Origin of the sequence: Neisseria sp. CCUG17229 (genome assembly GCF_047839235.1) — a bacterium.
Lineage (GTDB): Bacteria > Pseudomonadota > Gammaproteobacteria > Burkholderiales > Neisseriaceae > Neisseria > Neisseria brasiliensis.
In genome coordinates, this window is the sequence record NZ_CP181247.1 from 413,315 (window position 1) to 431,803 (window position 18,489).

Annotated in this window: 14 protein-coding genes, 3 tRNA genes and 1 rRNA gene; 11 read left to right on the forward strand and 7 right to left on the reverse strand. The window is 48.7% G+C overall.

The window, feature by feature from the left end; genetic code table 11:
* Nucleotides 1-89: 89 nt before the first annotated feature.
* A complete protein-coding gene (locus tag ACM67B_RS02045) occupies nucleotides 90-896 on the reverse strand; it encodes a siderophore-interacting protein (protein WP_416189944.1) in 807 nt (268 codons plus the stop codon).
* 67 nt (nucleotides 897-963) lie between these two features.
* A complete protein-coding gene (locus ACM67B_RS02050) occupies nucleotides 964-1,902 on the reverse strand; it encodes an alpha/beta hydrolase (protein ID WP_416189945.1) in 939 nt (312 codons plus the stop codon).
* Between the two features lie 328 nt (nucleotides 1,903-2,230).
* On the opposite strand from ACM67B_RS02050, the gene groES reads away from it, so the two are divergent.
* Together groES and groL are read left to right on the forward strand one after the other, a co-directional pair.
* Complete coding sequence (gene groES, locus ACM67B_RS02055; RefSeq protein ID WP_095501906.1) at nucleotides 2,231-2,518, forward strand: co-chaperone GroES; 288 nt, start codon at nucleotides 2,231-2,233, stop codon at nucleotides 2,516-2,518.
* A 72-nt stretch (nucleotides 2,519-2,590) separates the two neighbouring features.
* The gene (groL, locus tag ACM67B_RS02060) at nucleotides 2,591-4,225 is read left to right on the forward strand and encodes a chaperonin GroEL (protein WP_416189946.1); all 1,635 of its coding nucleotides are present in this window, start codon (nucleotides 2,591-2,593) and stop codon (nucleotides 4,223-4,225) included.
* 126 nt (nucleotides 4,226-4,351) lie between these two features.
* Here groL and ACM67B_RS02065 read toward each other — a convergent pair whose 3' ends face one another.
* Nucleotides 4,352-4,918 (reverse strand): hypothetical protein, encoded by a 567-nt coding sequence (locus ACM67B_RS02065; protein ID WP_416189947.1) that lies wholly within the window; start codon nucleotides 4,916-4,918, stop codon nucleotides 4,352-4,354.
* Between the two features lie 248 nt (nucleotides 4,919-5,166).
* Between ACM67B_RS02065 and ACM67B_RS02070 the strand changes: the two genes are divergently transcribed.
* From ACM67B_RS02070 to yacG, 6 genes are all read left to right on the forward strand, one after another.
* Nucleotides 5,167-5,242, forward strand: a tRNA-Phe gene (locus ACM67B_RS02070).
* Nucleotides 5,243-5,576: 334 nt separating this feature from the next.
* Nucleotides 5,577-7,253, forward strand: coding sequence for a type IV-A pilus assembly ATPase PilB (gene pilB, locus ACM67B_RS02075; protein ID WP_416189948.1), 1,677 nt, complete (start codon nucleotides 5,577-5,579; stop codon nucleotides 7,251-7,253).
* Nucleotides 7,254-7,320: 67 nt separating this feature from the next.
* Nucleotides 7,321-8,562 carry a type II secretion system F family protein gene (locus tag ACM67B_RS02080; RefSeq protein WP_416190494.1) on the forward strand — a complete coding sequence of 414 codons (1,242 nt, stop codon included), beginning with the start codon at nucleotides 7,321-7,323 and terminating at the stop codon, nucleotides 8,560-8,562.
* A 1-nt stretch (nucleotide 8,563) separates the two neighbouring features.
* Nucleotides 8,564-9,418: a prepilin peptidase gene (locus ACM67B_RS02085; RefSeq protein ID WP_416189949.1), complete on the forward strand. Its 855-nt coding sequence runs from the start codon at nucleotides 8,564-8,566 to the stop codon at nucleotides 9,416-9,418.
* 9 nt (nucleotides 9,419-9,427) lie between these two features.
* Nucleotides 9,428-10,036, forward strand: a complete 609-nt coding sequence (coaE, locus tag ACM67B_RS02090; RefSeq protein ID WP_416189950.1) for a dephospho-CoA kinase — start codon at nucleotides 9,428-9,430, stop codon at nucleotides 10,034-10,036.
* Nucleotides 10,037-10,038: 2 nt separating this feature from the next.
* Entirely contained in the window at nucleotides 10,039-10,224 is a 186-nt protein-coding gene (gene yacG / locus ACM67B_RS02095) for a DNA gyrase inhibitor YacG (protein ID WP_095501899.1), read from the forward strand.
* A gap of 81 nt (nucleotides 10,225-10,305) precedes the next feature.
* On the opposite strand, the gene ispH is transcribed toward yacG, so the two are convergent.
* The 4 genes from ispH to thrB all read right to left on the reverse strand — a co-directional run bounded on the left by ispH (nucleotide 10,306) and on the right by thrB (nucleotide 15,904).
* Nucleotides 10,306-11,274, reverse strand: a complete 969-nt coding sequence (gene ispH / locus ACM67B_RS02100; RefSeq protein WP_416189951.1) for a 4-hydroxy-3-methylbut-2-enyl diphosphate reductase — start codon at nucleotides 11,272-11,274, stop codon at nucleotides 10,306-10,308.
* A gap of 24 nt (nucleotides 11,275-11,298) precedes the next feature.
* Nucleotides 11,299-11,799: a signal peptidase II gene (gene lspA, locus ACM67B_RS02105; protein WP_416189952.1), complete on the reverse strand. Its 501-nt coding sequence runs from the start codon at nucleotides 11,797-11,799 to the stop codon at nucleotides 11,299-11,301.
* Between the two features lie 219 nt (nucleotides 11,800-12,018).
* Nucleotides 12,019-14,805: an isoleucine--tRNA ligase gene (gene ileS / locus ACM67B_RS02110; protein WP_416189953.1), complete on the reverse strand. Its 2,787-nt coding sequence runs from the start codon at nucleotides 14,803-14,805 to the stop codon at nucleotides 12,019-12,021.
* 181 nt (nucleotides 14,806-14,986) lie between these two features.
* On the reverse strand, nucleotides 14,987-15,904 hold the full coding sequence (gene thrB / locus ACM67B_RS02115) for a homoserine kinase (RefSeq protein WP_416189954.1): 918 nt from the start codon (nucleotides 15,902-15,904) through the stop codon (nucleotides 14,987-14,989).
* A gap of 586 nt (nucleotides 15,905-16,490) precedes the next feature.
* On the opposite strand from thrB, the gene ACM67B_RS02120 reads away from it, so the two are divergent.
* The 3 genes from ACM67B_RS02120 (at nucleotide 16,491) to ACM67B_RS02130 (ending at nucleotide 18,323) form a co-directional block, all read left to right on the forward strand.
* Nucleotides 16,491-18,031 (forward strand): 16S ribosomal RNA (locus ACM67B_RS02120).
* A 128-nt stretch (nucleotides 18,032-18,159) separates the two neighbouring features.
* Nucleotides 18,160-18,236: transfer RNA gene (locus tag ACM67B_RS02125), tRNA-Ile, on the forward strand.
* 11 nt (nucleotides 18,237-18,247) lie between these two features.
* Nucleotides 18,248-18,323, forward strand: a tRNA-Ala gene (locus ACM67B_RS02130).
* Nucleotides 18,324-18,489: the final 166 nt, after the last annotated feature.

Below are 18,489 nucleotides of genomic sequence, written 5' to 3' on the forward strand. Positions count from 1 at the left end.
GTATGCAAAATGCCCGACTTAAGTCGGGCATTTTTTACGAGATGGACGATTAAGTTGAATAAGGCCGTCTGAAAACAACCAAACGTAGCTTATTCCGCATCGCTGTCCATAAAATCATGGCGTTTTTGGTGGTATTTTTCTTCCGCTTCACCCAAGCGCCAGTATGGCACGGCGTAGCATTGTTTGATGGAAAGCTGCCATTCTTTGCGCACCAAATCGCGCAACATGCTTACCATCTCGGCTTCACCGGCAATCCACACATAACAATCATCGCTAGTTGGGCGGACTTGGCGCACTTGCTCGATAATATTCGGGTATTGCTCAGGTTCGGCATAAACGGTATGCACGTTCATGCCTTGCGGGTGGCGGAAGGTGGCGGGCAGGGTTTCGTTTTCGGGTAGCAGCATAAACACATTGCCGCGCGCGCCGGCATCCATATCCAGCAGCATGGATTCGATGGCGGGCAGGGAGGTGAGATCGCCCACCATCAGGTATTCGGCGGCAGGCTTGAGCATTTCGTCGCGGCCGCGTGGTGCGCTCACGCCGATGGTTTGGCCGGTTTGCACGCGTTCGGCAAAAGCAGAGGCAGGGCCGTTGTCGCCGTGCAGCACAAAATCAATCGTCAGCGTGTTGGCTTGGCGGTCGAAATCACGCACGGTATAGGTGCGCACAAACGGGCGTTGCACGCCTTCTGCCCATTTCGGGCCGGTCGGTGTCATTTCGGGAAAATTCGGCACGGTTTGGCCGACGGCAGGCAGAAATACTTTCATCGGCGCACCGTTGAAAGCGTAAGGATAGTCGGCCAATTCTTCGCTGTGGAACACAATGCGGCGCAGATGCGGGCTGACATCCTGCCATGAGGCAACTTGTACAAGACGTGGGCGGTTGGGGTTCATTGTCTTTTCCTTTTTGGTGTGTGGGTTTCAGACGGCCTTTATTTCAAATAGGCCGTCTGAAAAAATATTATGGCTCGGCGGCAATTTCCAAGGCGTGTAGAAAGGAAATCGGTAAGATGCCGCCGTGATCCAAGTCGGGATAGCCGGTAAATTTCGCGCGGATGTCGTTTCGGGCGGACATTTGCTCGGTTAATTTTTTACCCGCATCGCTGGGTAATTGAGCGGCAGCCTGTTGTCGTGCGGCCAAACGGGCAGCTTGTTCGGGTGTGAGTTTGCTGGTGTTGCGCTCGCGTTTGCGCTGGCTTTGTTCGATGAATAACGTGCGGTTGTCAAAGACATCAGGCCGTCTGAACGCGGTTTGGTATTGCTGATATAAACTGCCTTGCTCAAGCCACAAAGCGGGGTCGGCGGCGATGTAGTGGGTAAAACTTTGCGGCGAATTTAAAAGCGTATACAGCACAAACAAACCGCCGTAGGAATGCCCCCATAGCATTTGCCGCTTAGGATTGAGCTTCACGCGCGCTTCGATTTGCGGGCGGATGGCGGTGTTGATGAGTTGTAAAAAGTCCGCCGCGCCGCCGTGGGTGCGCGTGGTGTCAACGGCATCGCTGAAGGTTTGGCCTTGGTGATTGGGCGGCGTGTAATCGTGCGCACGGGCGGCGGTGTCGAAGCGCAAATCGGTGTCGTAACCAATCAGCACCAACACCGGCGGCTGCTTGAGCGTGTTTAGGCGTGACGGGCTTAGGTTTTCGGTCAAGGCGTTGCCATCCAGCGCATACAATACGCTGTGGCCTTGCTTTGGCACGGCGGTTTTTGGAATACCTAAATACACGCGATATCGGCGTTTATTGTCGGCAGATTGGAAATTCAGCGTTTCAAAACGATAATGGCTGTCGGGCGCGTAAAGCGGCGCGGTGTCTGATTTTTGGCTTAAATCAGGCGCGGCTACGGCAATGCCTGTGGTAAAAAGCAGGCTGAAAGTGAGCAGGAATTTTTTGAGCAGCATAGGCATAACTGGCTTCAGGTAATGGAGGCCGTCTGAAACATTTCAGATGGCCTAATAAGAAATATGCTGAAGATTATAGTCTAATCGAAAATGATTATCAAAAAATAATGCCGTCTGAAAAATTGGTATTGTGCAGAGTGCCATCTGTTTTCAGACGGCCTACTGCATATCATGAAACATAATCGGCCGCACCCCACAGAAAAATTTACGCTTCAGGGCTTGAATTTTGCGCCGATAACCTTATTTTTAGCTGCGTTGAAGCAGATATCTTTGTTTTATCTGTGAATTTTCAAAACAAACTTTATGCAACTTTTTTGGAGAATATTACATGACCATCCGTCCTTTACATGACCGCGTAGTGGTAAAACGCGTTGAAGCTGAAGAAAAAACCGCATCAGGCATCGTGTTGCCGGGTGCTGCAGCCGAAAAACCTGATATGGGTGAAGTGGTTGCCGTGGGTGCCGGCAAAGTAGGCCGCGACGGCCAACGCCGTGCTTTGGATGTGAAAGTCGGTGACAAAGTGATTTTCGGCAAATACAGCGGCCAAACCGTGAAAGCCGACGGCGAAGAGCTGTTGGTGATGCGCGAAGAAGACATTTTTGCGATTGTAGAATAATCTCAACCTAATATTTAGGCCGTCTGAAAAGGTTCGACGGCTGTAAACCAGATAATTTATTGGAGCATATCAATGGCAGCAAAAGACGTACAATTCGGTAGCGAAGTTCGCCAAAAAATGGTGAACGGTGTCAACACCTTGGCCAACGCCGTGCGCGTAACTTTAGGCCCTAAAGGCCGCAACGTGGTATTGGATCGCGCATTCGGCGGCCCACACATCACTAAAGACGGCGTGTCTGTCGCCAAAGAAATCGAATTGAAAGACAAATTCGAAAACATGGGCGCGCAAATGGTGAAAGAAGTCGCTTCTAAAACCAACGACGTGGCCGGTGACGGTACCACTACCGCAACTGTGTTGGCACAAGCCATCGTGGTGGAAGGCATGAAATATGTGACTGCCGGCATGAACCCAACCGATCTGAAACGCGGTATCGACAAAGCCGTGGCCGCTTTGGTGGACGAGTTGAAAAACATCGCCAAACCTTGCGACACTTCCAAAGAAATCGCCCAAGTGGGTTCGATTTCGGCCAACTCTGACGAGCAGGTCGGCCAGATCATTGCCGAAGCGATGGAAAAAGTCGGCAAAGAAGGCGTGATTACCGTAGAAGACGGCAAATCTTTGGAAAACGAGTTGGATGTGGTAGAAGGCATGCAGTTCGACCGTGGCTACCTGTCGCCATACTTCATCAACGATGCCGAAAAACAAATCGCGGCCTTGGATAATCCGTTTGTCTTGTTATTCGACAAAAAAATCAGCAACATCCGCGACCTGCTGCCTGTTTTGGAACAAATCGCCAAAACCAGCCGTCCGCTGCTGATTATCGCTGAAGACGTGGAAGGCGAAGCCTTGGCGACTTTGGTGGTGAACAACATCCGCGGCATCCTGAAAACCGTGGCCGTGAAAGCACCGGGCTTCGGCGACCGCCGCAAAGCCATGTTGCAAGACATCGCCATTTTGACCGGTGGCCAAGTGATTTCGGAAGAAGTGGGCTTGTCTTTGGAAAAAGCCACTTTGGAAGATTTGGGTCAAGCCAAACGCATCGAAATCGGCAAAGAAAACACCACCATTATTGATGGCTTCGGTGATGCCGCCCAAATCGAAGGCCGTGTGGCGGAAATCCGTCAGCAAATCGAAGTGGCCACCAGCGATTACGACCGTGAAAAACTGCAAGAGCGCGTGGCCAAATTGGCCGGCGGTGTGGCGGTGATTAAAGTCGGTGCCGCAACCGAAGTGGAAATGAAAGAGAAGAAAGACCGCGTAGAAGACGCGCTGCACGCGACCCGTGCCGCCGTTGAAGAAGGCGTGGTCGCAGGCGGCGGCGTGGCCTTGCTGCGTGCCCGTTCAACTCTGGAAAACCTGCACACCGGCAATGCCGACCAAGATGCGGGCGTACAAATCGTATTGCGCGCGATTGAGTCTCCATTGCGTCAAATCGTGGCCAATGCCGGCGGCGAGCCAAGCGTGGTGGTGAATAAAGTGTTGGAAGGCCAAGGCAACTACGGCTACAACGCAGGCAGCGGCGAATACGGCGACATGATTGAAATGGGCGTATTGGATCCGGCTAAAGTAACCCGTTCTGCATTGCAGCACGCAGCCTCTATCGCCGGCTTGATGCTGACCACCGACTGCATGATTGCTGAAATCCCTGAAGACAAACCGGCTATGCCTGATATGGGCGGCATGGGTGGTATGGGCGGCATGATGTAATAGGCCGTCTGAACACTTCAGATTGTAAAAAGAAAATCCCACACGGTTTTGGCTGTGTGGGATTTTTTTATTCGTATAAAACAAGAATAGAGGCCGTCTGAAACGTTTCAGACGGCCTCGATATATTTAAGCATCTTTACCCTGCATAATCGCTTGCAGTTGTTGGTTTAAGGTATCGGCATCCATCCAACCGGCTTGGATAAACAGAATCAGCAAGACCGAACCGACGGCAAGTGTGCCGAGGAAATACAATAGATAACCGAGCATGATTTTCCAGCCGGAAACATTGCCCATTTTCATAAAACCGATGGCCTGTGCCCAAAAAATCCATACCTGGTAAAACAGTGCCAGTGTGGCCAATTGCGGTACATAAAACAAAGCCAGCATGGGAATGGCTAAGGCTTCGGAAGCCAAGGTGAAACCCCATAGCGGCAAGCGTGGAGTGCCGCCGTAATAATGAATCACTGCACGCATGGCTCGGCTCAATACCAGCCATTTCACGATGGTGAGCAAAACCGCAAACACAATCGCGGCAGGTTCTTGGCCGAATAAAGGCGACATACTGGCCGCGTTGATCACGCCCAGCAGCAATAATACGGCAGCGATGACCGGCAGTGTGTAGAGGTATTCCATCGGCGGACGGTAACGCAGGCGCAGAATATTCAGCATATCTTTTAAAAATTGATAAAGCATGTGTGTGTTTTTTATTGAGAGGGAAACGGATATTGTAGCTTAAAAACAGGATGAACGACCATGATTCTGTTTTCAGACGGCCTGATAAAATAAATTCTTGGAAAATACCGGAAATGCAGACAAAATCATGAAATTTTAATTCAATATAAAACATGTATTTAGTGATTTTATGCAGATTTTTGTTAAATAAGGCTTGCATAAGGGCGGTATTTTTGGTTTAATACACATCTCGCAACGAAACACGCGAAGGCCAGATAGCTCAGTTGGTAGAGCAACGGATTGAAAATCCGTGTGTCGGCGGTTCGATCCCGCCTCTGGCCACCACTAACCGCTTAAGCGGTTATTTTTTTGTCTGGAATATGTGTAAAGGCCGGAATCCATCCGGCCTTTTTGTTTTTTGTTTTTCAAAATTCAAATTGGATGAGGTCTTTGAAAAACCTCATTCACCCGTACAAATCACCATGGCCGCCATTTCTGCCGGTGCGTGAATGACATCGGTTTTGTATACGCCGGCTTTCAAATAGGTTGTGCCAAGGTTTGTTGATGTCTATTGATACCGATTCAAAAGTGGATTTAAAATCAGGCCGGTCGGCAGATAAAAATGTAGAAATCGAAGCCGGCTATTCAATACAGCCTCTTTAAAAACGGATGAGCCAACATGAGTGTCGGACTACTGCGGATATTATTACACAATCAGATAATTAAACCTGAGCAGGCAGAATATTATCAAAATGCGTCAAAACATCAAAAGATGATATCAATGTTGTTTGATGACGACATAATTTCGCCCAAAGCGCTGGCTAAGTTAATGGCAGAAACATTCGATTATCCCTTGTTGGATTTGCGCTATTATCCGCGTAGTCGTGTTTTGGCCGATGTCTTAACTGAAGAGCAGATGGTGGCAAGTGGCTGTGTACCGATTTTCCGCCGTGGCCGTAAGGTTTATTTGGCTGTTGCGGATCCGACTCAGATTCAGATTTTCCAAAAGCTGGTTGCATCTTCCCGGTTTTCTGTTGATCTGGTTGTGGTGCCTTATGATCAGTTGGTTTTTTTGCTGGAATGGATTGGCCAACGATCTACAAACTTATTAAAGGAAATCAGCCAAGATCAAGAATCTTCCCATCCTTCCCAAGTTTTGTATATTGATAACGAGGAAGCGGAAGACGGTCCGATTCCGCGTTTCATCCATAAAGTATTGTCGGATGCTTTGAGTGTGGGTGCTTCGGATATTCATTTCGAATTTTATGAGCAGACGGCACGGGTGCGTTTTCGTGTCGATGGGCAATTACGTGAAGTGGTGCAGCCGCCGGTTGCATTACGCGGTCAGCTGGCCTCCCGTATTAAAGTGATGGCGCGTTTGGATATCTCTGAAAAGCGTGTACCGCAGGATGGCCGTATTCAGATTGCCTTTCATAAACATGGCCGCCCGATTGATTTTCGTGTGAGTACCTTGCCGACTTTATTCGGCGAAAAGGTGGTGACGCGCATTCTGAATTCGGATGCCGCCACATTGAATATCGACCAATTGGGTTTTGAGCCATTTCAAAAAGAAATGCTGCTTGATGCTATTCAGCGGCCTTACGGCATGGTATTGGTAACAGGTCCGACCGGTTCGGGTAAAACTGTTTCGCTTTATACCTGCCTGAATATTTTGAACACGGAAGACGTGAATATTTCCACGGCGGAAGACCCTGCCGAGATTAACTTGCCGGGGGTTAATCAGGTTAATGTCAATGACAAGCAGGGTTTGACCTTTGCGGCCGCACTACGCTCTTTTTTACGTCAGGATCCGGATATCATTATGGTTGGTGAGATTCGTGACTTGGAAACGGCTGACATTGCGATTAAAGCGGCACAGACCGGTCATATGGTCTTTTCGACACTGCATACCAATAATGCACCGGCTACTTTGTCGCGTATGTTGAATATGGGTGTGGCTCCGTTTAATATTGCCAGTTCGGTCAGTTTGATTATGGCACAGCGTTTGTTGCGTCGTTTGTGTCCAAGCTGTAAAAAACCGATTGAGCGCCCTCCGGTGCCTGCATTGAAAAAAGCCGGTTTTACTGATGAAGATTTAGCTAAAAATTGGCAAATGTATCGCCCTGTCGGTTGCGACAATTGTCGTGGCAAAGGCTTTAAAGGGCGGGTCGGTGTATATGAAGTGATGCCCATTACAGAGGAAATGCAGCGTGTGATTATGAATAACGGTACCGAAGTCGATATCCAAAAAATGGCCTATCAAGAAGGTATGGTGGATTTGCGTCGGGCCGGTTTATTGAAAGTGATGCAGGGTCTGACATCATTAGAAGAGGTAACGGCACGCACCAATGACTGATTTTAAGAATGGGAAAGACAAGGGAGATTTGTAGTACTTATTCTGAAAAGTAAGGGGAAATTGAATGATGGCTCGATCGAAACCCAAAAGGAGCGGGATCATCCGACAAAATAAAGGTAAACATTTTACATTTGAAGGTCAAAATATCTATATTGAACAGCTGGTGCGCGGTGAGGTGGTGGCGAAGGATGAGGCAGAGGCGCGTAAAAAGCTTCAGCGCCGCGGCATCCGTCCGTTGCGTATCAGTAAGGTGAAGGCAGTACGCAAGCGCCGCATCACGCAAGAAGACATCACGGTATTTACCCGCCAGTTGGCAACCATGATGAAAGCAGGCCTGCCTTTGATACAGGCGTTTGAAATTGTGGCGCGCGCGCATTCGAATCCTGCGATGACACAAATGCTTATGCAGGTCCGGGCTGAAGTAGAGCAGGGGCGTGCATTGGGTGAGTCTTTCGCCCAATACCCGAAATATTTTGATCGGTTCTACTGTAATTTGGTTGCTGCCGGCGAGGTTGGTGGCGTGTTGGATAACTTGCTGGATAAATTGGCGGTTTATAAAGAAAAAACACAAGCCATTAAGAAAAAAGTGAAAACGGCACTGATTTATCCAATTTCGATTATCGTAGTTGCCGTAATGTTGATGTTTGTCATGATGATGTTTGTGTTACCAGCGTTTAAAGATGTATATAGCGGCATGGGGACCGAGCTGCCTTGGCTGACTCAAATGGTGATGAATGTTTCCGATTTATTTGTCGAGTATGGCTGGATAATGATGATTGGCTTGATGCTAATTGGTTTGGTTATATATAAGCGGTATCAAAATTCACCTTCTTGGCAAAAACGTGGCGATACGGTATTGCTGAAACTACCCGTTTTCGGGCGAATTGTACAGAAGGCGATTCTTGCACGGTGGGCTCGAACCACGTCTACTTTGTTTGCTGCAGGGGTGCCGTTGGTGGAAGTGTTGGATTCGGTGGCAGGTGCGTCAGGCAATATCCTGTATGAAGAGGCTACGCAAGACATTTGTGCCAAAGTGACGCAAGGTTTGTCGCTGACTTCCGGCATGCAGGCTACAGATCTGTTTCCGAATATGGTGATTCAGATGACTGCAGTGGGTGAAGAATCAGGTTCTTTAGATGATATGTTGAACAAAGTGGCAGAGATTTATGAGGATGAAGTGGATAATGCTGTTGCGCAATTATCTTCGTTGATGGAGCCGATTATCATGGTAGTATTGGGATCATTGATCGGTGTGTTGCTGGTAGCGATGTATTTGCCGCTGTTCAACTTGGGCAACGTGGTGGGTTAAGATGCTGGAAACTTGGAATGCCTTAGCGCCGTTTGTTGTGCCATTGGCGGTGATTTTCGGTTTGTTAATCGGCAGCTTTTTGAATGTGGTGATTTATCGTGTGCCAGTCATGATGGAGCGCGGTTGGACGCAGTTTGCTAAAGAGCATTTGAATGTGCCGCTTACGGCCGAAGAAGAAGCACCGTTTACATTGTCAAAACCTGATTCACGCTGTCCGCAATGTCATGCGCCGGTGAAGGCTTGGCAGAATGTTCCGATTGTGAGTTACTTGCTGTTGGGTGGCAAATGTAGTTCGTGTAAAACGCCCATCAGCATCCGTTATCCTTTAGTGGAATTACTTACCGGCATCTTATTTGGTGTTGTGGCATGGCAATACGGCTGGTCGTGGCTGACATTTGGTGGCTTGATTTTCACTGCCATGTTGGTGGCGCTCACTTTTATCGACTACGATACCCAATATCTGCCCGATTCCCTAACTCTGCCGCTGGTGTGGCTGGGTTTACTGTATAACTACAACGGCACATTTACCACGTTGCAATCGGCGGTGTTGGGCGCAGTGTGCGGTTATATGAGTTTGTGGTTGCTGTGTTATGTCTATAAACTCTTAACCGGTAAAATCGGCATGGGTGGTGGCGACTTTAAATTATTGGCTGCACTGGGTGCATGGCTAGGTGTGGACGTATTGCCGATATTGGTGTTTATGGCAGCATTAATCGGCATTATCGGCGCGCTTGTATCGCGGGTTGCTAAAGGGCAGCCATTTGCCTTTGGCCCAAGCTTGGCGGTGGTCGGATGGGTTATTTTCATTACCAATGAACCGATTCACCAATTGATTCAATGGTGGTTAACGAAATGAGGATGTTACATGACGGTTTGGGTCGGATTAACAGGCGGTATCGGTAGTGGCAAATCACAAGCAGCGGCGGCATTTGTTGCGTTGGGCGTGCCGCATATTGATGCTGATGCCCTCAGCCGCAGCCTGACGGCGGACAACGGCAAAGCCTTACCAGCCATTCGTGAAACCATTGGCGAGCATGTATTTGAAAGTGAAGGCCGTCTGAATCGTGTGGCGTTGCGTGAGGAAGTGTTCAGACGGCCTCAAACCAAAGCTATGCTCGAAGCTTTGATGTTTCCATTGATTTTGCAAGAAATTCGCCTGCAACAGGCGCAATATCCGGAAGCCATTTATGGCATTATCGATGTGCCGCTGCTGGTGGAAAATCCGTCGTTTCTTGCTTTGGTGCAACGTGTGCTGGTGATTGACGTGGATGAAGCCACGCAGATTGAGCGTGTCAAACAGCGCAACGGCTTGAGCGAAGAAGAAATCCGCCGTATTATGGCCAGTCAAGCGTCACGCCGTGAACGATTGCTGCATGCTGATGATGTGATTAAAAACGACGGTAACTTGAATGAGTTAGCCGAAAAAATCCAACGCTTACATCGTTATTATGCCCATACACTCAAGGCCGTCTGAATATGAATGAACACATTACCATCGTGAAATGCCCGACCTGCCAAACACCGGTTATTTGGAGCAGTGAAAGCAAATACCGTCCGTTTTGCAGCCATCGTTGCAAGCTGATTGACTTGGGCGAGTGGGCGGAAGAGCGTTATAGCGTTGAAGCAGTTGAAGACGACAGTTTGTCGGATTTATTGAAATAAACGCATCAACAAAATACGGAATATAATCAAGGCCGTCTGAAAGATCATTTTTCAGACGGCCTTCATGATTCTGGGCGGAAATTAGCCCTTATTCAAAACCTGCTTATTCTCACCTTCTCGGCGCAATTCTTTCGGCAAGACAAATACAATACTTTCTTCCGCCCCTCCGCCTTCACGCACAGTATCGTGTCCCCAAGATTGAATGGTCTCCAAGACTTCCTGCACCAACACTTCCGGTGCCGACGCGCCGGCTGTTACACCGACTTTAGTTTTACCGTCGAACCATTCTTTTTCTAGATAGCTGGCGTTATCAACCATATACGCATCCACGCCGCGCACTGCTGCGACTTCACGCAAGCGGTTGCTGTTGGACGAATTCGGCGAGCCGACCACAATCACAATATCGCATTCTGCCGCCAAATCTTTCACCGCTTTTTGGCGGTTGGTGGTGGCGTAGCAAATGTCTTCTTTGTGTGGGTTACGGATATTCGGGAAACGCGCATTCAGCGCATCGATGATGTCTTTCGTTTCGTCGACCGACAAAGTAGTCTGGCTCACATAGGCCAGCTTATCGGGGTCAGCTACTTCCAATGCTGCTACGTCTTCCACCACCTCGACCAGTAACATTTTACCCGGCGGCAGTTGCCCCATTGTGCCTTCTACTTCGACATGGCCTTTGTGGCCGATCATAATGATTTGATAATCTTGCGCATCCAAGCGAGCCACTTCTTTATGCACCTTGGTTACCAGCGGACAAGTCGCGTCAAACACGCGGAAACCGCGCATTTTTGCTTCTTCCTGTACCGCCTTCGATACACCGTGCGCCGAATAAATCAGCGTAGCACCGGCCGGTACTTCCGACAATTCTTCAATAAAAATTGCACCTTTATCACGCAGATTATCCACTACAAATTTATTGTGCACGACTTCATGGCGCACATAAATCGGCGCGCCGTATTCTTCCAGCGCTCGCTCCACGATTGCAATAGCGCGGTCAACGCCGGCACAAAAGCCGCGTGGATTGGCCAGCATAATGGTTTTGTTTGTCATGTGTGTATTCCGAAAAATTCAGTTTCAGACGGCCTGATTCTCTGCCGCCACATTCTTTTTATGTTTGCTTGAAAAGCCATCTAATATCAACAATACTGCACCTACGCAGATAAAGCTGTCGGCGATATTGAAAGCAGGGTAATACCAATCTTGCCAATAAAATAATAAAAAATCAACTACATGTCCATAAGCGACACGGTCAATTGCATTGCCGATCGCGCCACCGATAATCATTGCCGCGCCGATTTTGCCCCAGCGCGCAAAGTCATTTTTCGCAATGCCGCGCCATAAATAGCCGCTGATTACCAATGCTAGTGTTAAAAAGAAATACTTTTGCCAACCGCCTTGGTCGGCTAAAAAACTAAATGCCGCACCAGGGTTAAATACCAGTGTCCAGTCAAAAAAGTTTGGAATGATGTTTACGCGTTCTTGATATTGGAAATTCGCCAGCGTCCAGATTTTTGTGATTTGGTCGAGCGCAATTGCTGACAATGCCAGCAACAGATAAGAGATTTTAGAACTCATGTTTCAGACGGCCTGAAGTCAGTCAAAAGGGGTATTTTACCTGAAAGCAGGAATAAGGTGTTTGTGAAATATAGGTTGATGAATTTAAAAATAGTTTGGATAAGAAAAGTTAACCGGGTACTGGTAAAAATGGTAATCAATGAAGATAAAGGCCGTCTGAACAATATTGTTCAGACGGCCTTTGGTCTACTTACCGGTTAAATGAATTGTCGGCAGGTATTAAGCGTAATGACGCTCTTCGCCTTTGCCATCGACATTATCGGCACAGCGTTTACATACGGTGGCATGACCTGCTACGCTGCCGATGTCGTCGGTGTAGTGCCAGCAGCGTTCGCATTTCTCGCCGGTGCTGGCTTTAGCGGTAACGCTCAATTCGTCGGCTTTATGCACGTTGGCTTTGGAAACCAATAGGGCAAAGCGCAATTCTTCGCCCAAGGCTTTCAGATAGCCTGCCAATGCTTCCGGCGCGTGGATGTCGACTTCGGCTTGCAGTGATGAGCCGACTGTTTTGTCGGTACGCAGCGGCTCAATCGCGGCGGTCACGGCTTCGCGCACTTCGCGCACGGCTGCCCATTTTTTCACGATTTCGGCTTCGGCTTTTTCGTTAATCGGCGGGAATTCGTGCCATGTGTGGAACAACACGCTGTCTTCTTCGCCGCCGCCGATGATGTCCCACGCTTCTTCGCCGGTGAAACACAATACCGGCGCAATCAGCAGCACCAAGCTGCGGGTGATGTGGTACAGGGCGGTTTGTGCGCTGCGACGGGCGTGGCTGTCGGCTTGGGTGGTGTAGAGGCGGTCTTTCAAGATATCCAAGTAGAACGCGCCCAAATCTTCCGAGCAGAACGACACGATGTCTTTTACGGCAAAGTGGAAGGCATAGCGTGGATAGTAATCGCCGGCCACGCGCTCTTGCAGTTGGCGCGCCAAAATCAGCGCGTAACGGTCAAGCTCGACCATTTGGTCTTGCGGCACGGCGTGTTCAAACGGGTTGAAGTCCGACAGGTTGGCAAACAGGAAGCTCAAAGTATTGCGGATGCGGCGGTAGCTTTCGGTCACGCGTTTGAGGATTTCTTTGGAAATTGCCAGTTCGCCCGAATAGTCGGTTGAAGCTGCCCACAGGCGAAGAATGTCGGCGCCAAATTCGTTGTACACTTCTTGCGGCGCAACCACGTTGCCGATGGACTTCGACATTTTGCGGCCGTTTTGATCGACCACGAAACCGTGGGTCAGCAATTGCTTGTAAGGCGCGCGACCCATGGCGGCGCAGCCGGTGAGCATAGACGATTGGAACCAGCCACGGTGTTGGTCGCTGCCTTCCAGATACAAATCGGCCGGCCACGTCAATTCTTCGCGTTGTTTCAACACAGAATAGTGGGTTGAACCTGAATCGAACCAAACGTCCATGGTGTCGGTGAGCTTGTCGTATTGCTCGCAATCTTCCGTGCTCAACAATTCGCTTTTATCCAGCGAGAACCAGGCTTCAATGCCTTTTTCTTCAATGCGTTGTGCCACTTGTTCCAGTAATTCGGCAGAATTCGGGTGCAATTCGCCGCTTTCTTTGTGTACAAAGAAAGTCATCGGCGTGCCCCAGTAGCGTTGGCGTGAAACCACCCAGTCCGGACGGCCTTCAATCATTGCTTGCAAACGCGCACGACCCCATGACGGGAAGAATTCGGTGTCGTCTACCGCTTTCATCGCATTGCCGCGCAAGGTTTTGCCGTCGGTGCCCGGTTTGTCCATACCGATAAACCATTGGCCGGTGGCACGGTAAATCAGCGGCGTTTTGTGGCGCCAGCAGTGGGCGTAGCTGTGTTCCAGCTTGGTATTGCACAATAAACGGTTGTTTTCTTGCAGCCATTCGATAATCACCGGATTGGCTTCCCATACAGTTAAACCGGCCACGCGCGGCACTTCGCTGATGTAACGGCCTTCGCCGTTAACCGGGTTGTAGAGCTCAATGCCGTATTGGTTGCAGACGGTGTAGTCTTCTAAACCGTGAGCAGGGGCGGTGTGCACCAAGCCGGTACCGGCATCGGTGGTGACGTGGTCGCCGTTGAGCATCAGAATGTCGCGTTCTATAAACGGATGGTTCAAATGCAGGTTTTCCAAATGCGCGCCGATGGTTTCGGCCACGACGGTCATGCCGTCTGAAAGGCCGTAGCGTTTCAGCGCATCTTCTGCCAAATCTTTGGCCAAGACCAAATGGCCTTTGGCGGTGGCAATCAGTTGGTACACCACTTCCGCACCGGCAGAAATCGCTTGGCTGGCAGGGAGTGTCCAAGGTGTGGTGGTCCAAATCACGGCGAAGGCTTCGCCATCAATGCTGTTCACGCCGAAGGCTTTGGCTAATGCGGCGTTGTCTTGAAACAGATAAGCCACGTCGATGGCCGGAGAGATTTTGTCTTTGTATTCCACTTCGGCTTCGGCCAATGATGAGCCGCAATCCAAGCAGAATTGCACCGGCTTGGCACCGCGATACAGATAACCGGCTTTGTAGATTTCGCCCAAAGTGCGCACGGTGTCGGCTTCGGTTTGGAAATCCATGGTGAGGTAAGGGTTGTCCCAATCGCCCAATACGCCCAAGCGGATGAAATCTTTTTTCTGGCGGGCGATTTGTTCGGCGGCATATTCGCGGCACAATTCGCGGAAACGCGCTTTAGGCATGTCTTTGCCGTGCAGCTTTTCCACCATCACTTCAATCGGCAGGCCGTGGCAGTCCCAGCCAGGTACATAAGGCGCATCGAAACCGGCTTGGGTTTTGCTGCGGATGATGATGTCTTTCAGAATTTTGTTGACGGCATGACCGATGTGGATGTCACCGTTGGCATACGGTGGGCCATCGTGCAAAACGAATTTCGGACGGCCTTTGGTTTTGTCGCGCAATTTTTGGTAGCGTTTTTGTTCGTACCAGCTTTTGAGCCATGCAGGTTCGCGCTTGGCCAGATTGCCGCGCATTGGGAACGGGCTTTCAAGCAGGTTGACGGTTTTGCTGTAATCGGTCATGTTTGTTCTCGGATTGAATGGTGTCACTGGGTTTCAGACGGCCTGTTGTTTGATAGGCCGTCTGAAAAATCATAAAAGGTTATTGTAGCGGAATTATATTGTTTTTATAAGAGGTCTGGTCAGGAAGGATTTGTTGGCAAAATAAAAAAGCTGTATGAATATATAGTCAGTCCTTAAATCATTATTTTAAATTCAGCAACAAATCACGGAAAGCATTTGGATCCTTAATAAAGGTCATTTCACCGGATTGTGGGAAATGGAAATCCAATAAGCGTGATACCCAAAAGCGGATACAGCCTGCACGTTGTGCAATAGGGAAATAGACGCGTTCTTCATCAGACAGAGGTCGGATACTTTCGTAACCTTTAATAAAGGCATCTCGTAAAGATACATCCAAATGATTATCGGCTGTTCGTGCCCAATCGTTTACCGCAATCGCTAAGTCATACATAAAATTACCGTTGCAGGCATAATAAAAATCAATAAAGCCGGCAACCTGTTCTCCATCCAGCAAAACATTATCTTTGAATAAATCAGCATGAATAATGCCGGAAGGTAGGTGATGGCCTAAATTTTGATCTAAAAAAGCGATTTCCTGTTGCAATAACTGTGCATCTTCGTTACTTAAAACGGGTAAAAGCTGAGTGCAGGCTTCATGCCACCAGCGATCATAACGCGGATTTTCCATAGTCAATGGAAAGTCTTGGCCGGCTAAATGCATCTTCGCCAACATCGCGCCAGTATTAAAACATTGAGCTTCCGTCGCCCAGCTGGTGTCGGAGCCTTTCAAGCAGGTTACCAGGCAAGCCGGTTTGCCAACTAAGGTAGAATCTAATTTGCCGTCTTTACGAATAATCGGAGCTGGGCAGGCAACACCGTTATTGCTTAAATGTAAATTCAATTGTAGGAAAAAAGGCAATTCTTCTTGTTTGAGTACTTCAAATACAGTTAATACATATCGCCCGGTTGTGGTAGTTAAAAAATAATTGCTGTTGGTAATTCCTTGGGCGATACCTTGCAAAGAAATAAAATCACCTAAATCATATTGAGTGAGAAACGCACGCATCTCATCATCTGAAACACTCGTATAGACCGACATAATCAAAAGCCTGATGGATAAAAAAGATAAAAGTAGCCTGAATCATACCAAAAAATTCCCTATATATCCCTATATAAGTATCAAGGCCGTCTGAAAGCTGTGGCTTCTGATAGAAATATGTCGTAAAAAGACAAGTTAAAAGCCGTCTGAAAAATTTCATTTCAGACGGCCTTTGTATATAACGCTGATAAGTTTGGGTGGTTGGAGTGGTTTTTTTTTACAAATTAGTTGAAATTAAATTTTGTTGTAAAACAGCGATTTGTTGATTTTTGTAGAAATTATTTGTTTGTGGGAGTTGACGGTTTTGGGGGAGAGGGGTATAGTTCGGTTCTTCGCTGCTGACGCAGTAGCGAAACGAACTGATAATTATAGCACGGTTGATTTAATTTTTCGATGAAATTTGAAAAAAAGAGTTGACAAGCAGTTTGAGTGATGTATAATTCGGTTCTTGTTCTTTAACAAACAGATTACCGATAAGTGTGAGTGCGACAAGCCTCACACTGCGACAAAAACAGACAAGATGTAGAAATATCTATACTTTGTCAGTTTCTTTGAAGCAGACCAGAAGTTAAATAAGTTAGAGATTAAACATAAGAGTTTGATCCTGGCTCAGATTGAACGCTGGCGGCATGCTTTACACATGCAAGTCGGACGGCAGCACAGAGAAGCTTGCTTCTTGGGTGGCGAGTGGCGAACGGGTGAGTAATATATCGGAACGTACCGAGTAGTGGGGGATAACTAATCGAAAGATTAGCTAATACCGCATATTCTCTGAGGAGGAAAGCTGGGGACCTTCGGGCCTAGCGCTATTTGAGCGGCCGATATCTGATTAGCTAGTTGGTGGGGTAAAGGCCTACCAAGGCGACGATCAGTAGCGGGTCTGAGAGGATGATCCGCCACACTGGGACTGAGACACGGCCCAGACTCCTACGGGAGGCAGCAGTGGGGAATTTTGGACAATGGGCGCAAGCCTGATCCAGCCATGCCGCGTGTATGAAGAAGGCCTTCGGGTTGTAAAGTACTTTTGTCAGGGAAGAAAAGCATAGTGCTAATATCACTGTGTGATGACGGTACCTGAAGAATAAGCACCGGCTAACTACGTGCCAGCAGCCGCGGTAATACGTAGGGTGCGAGCGTTAATCGGAATTACTGGGCGTAAAGCGAGCGCAGACGGTTAGTTAAGCAAGATGTGAAATCCCCGGGCTCAACCTGGGAACTGCGTTTTGAACTGGCTAGCTAGAGTGTGTCAGAGGGGGGTAGAATTCCACGTGTAGCAGTGAAATGCGTAGAGATGTGGAGGAATACCGATGGCGAAGGCAGCCCCCTGGGATAACACTGACGTTCATGCTCGAAAGCGTGGGTAGCAAACAGGATTAGATACCCTGGTAGTCCACGCCCTAAACGATGTCAATTAGCTGTTGGGCAACTTGATTGCTTAGTAGCGTAGCTAACGCGTGAAATTGACCGCCTGGGGAGTACGGTCGCAAGATTAAAACTCAAAGGAATTGACGGGGACCCGCACAAGCGGTGGATGATGTGGATTAATTCGATGCAACGCGAAGAACCTTACCTGGTCTTGACATGTACGGAATCCTCCAGAGACGGAGGAGTGCCTTCGGGAGCCGTAACACAGGTGCTGCATGGCTGTCGTCAGCTCGTGTCGTGAGATGTTGGGTTAAGTCCCGCAACGAGCGCAACCCTTGTCATTAGTTGCCATCATTCAGTTGGGCACTCTAATGAGACTGCCGGTGACAAGCCGGAGGAAGGTGGGGATGACGTCAAGTCCTCATGGCCCTTATGACCAGGGCTTCACACGTCATACAATGGTCGGTACAGAGGGTAGCCAAGCCGCGAGGTGGAGCCAATCTCACAAAACCGATCGTAGTCCGGATTGCACTCTGCAACTCGAGTGCATGAAGTCGGAATCGCTAGTAATCGCAGGTCAGCATACTGCGGTGAATACGTTCCCGGGTCTTGTACACACCGCCCGTCACACCATGGGAGTGGGGGATACCAGAAGTAGATAGGGTAACCGTAAGGAGCCCGTTTACCACGGTATGCTTCATGACTGGGGTGAAGTCGTAACAAGGTAGCCGTAGGGGAACCTGCGGCTGGATCACCTCCTTTCTAGAGAAAAGAAGAGGCTTCTCGCATTCACACTTATCGGTAAACTGTAGAAGATGCAAAAGATATTGAGAGATCAAAAAAAAGAACGGTTAAAAACTGAACTTAAACGATTTCAAAATAACGACCTTGGGTTTGTAGCTCAGCTGGTTAGAGCACACGCTTGATAAGCGTGGGGTCGGAGGTTCAAGTCCTCCCAGACCCACCATAACTCATACTGGGGGCATAGCTCAGTTGGTAGAGCACCTGCTTTGCAAGCAGGGGGTCATCGGTTCGATCCCGTTTGCCTCCACCACGCACTTCCCAAATCAAAGTCAGTTGGCAGGAAGAACAAAAAAGCGCATAGCGCTGATTTTTTTGTTTGACCAATAAAAGCTTGACAGAAAAAAGAAGGCTGATATAATGGCCAGCTCATTTTGATTTGCGAAGTCAATAGCAATATTGAAAAGCATCGATCTTTA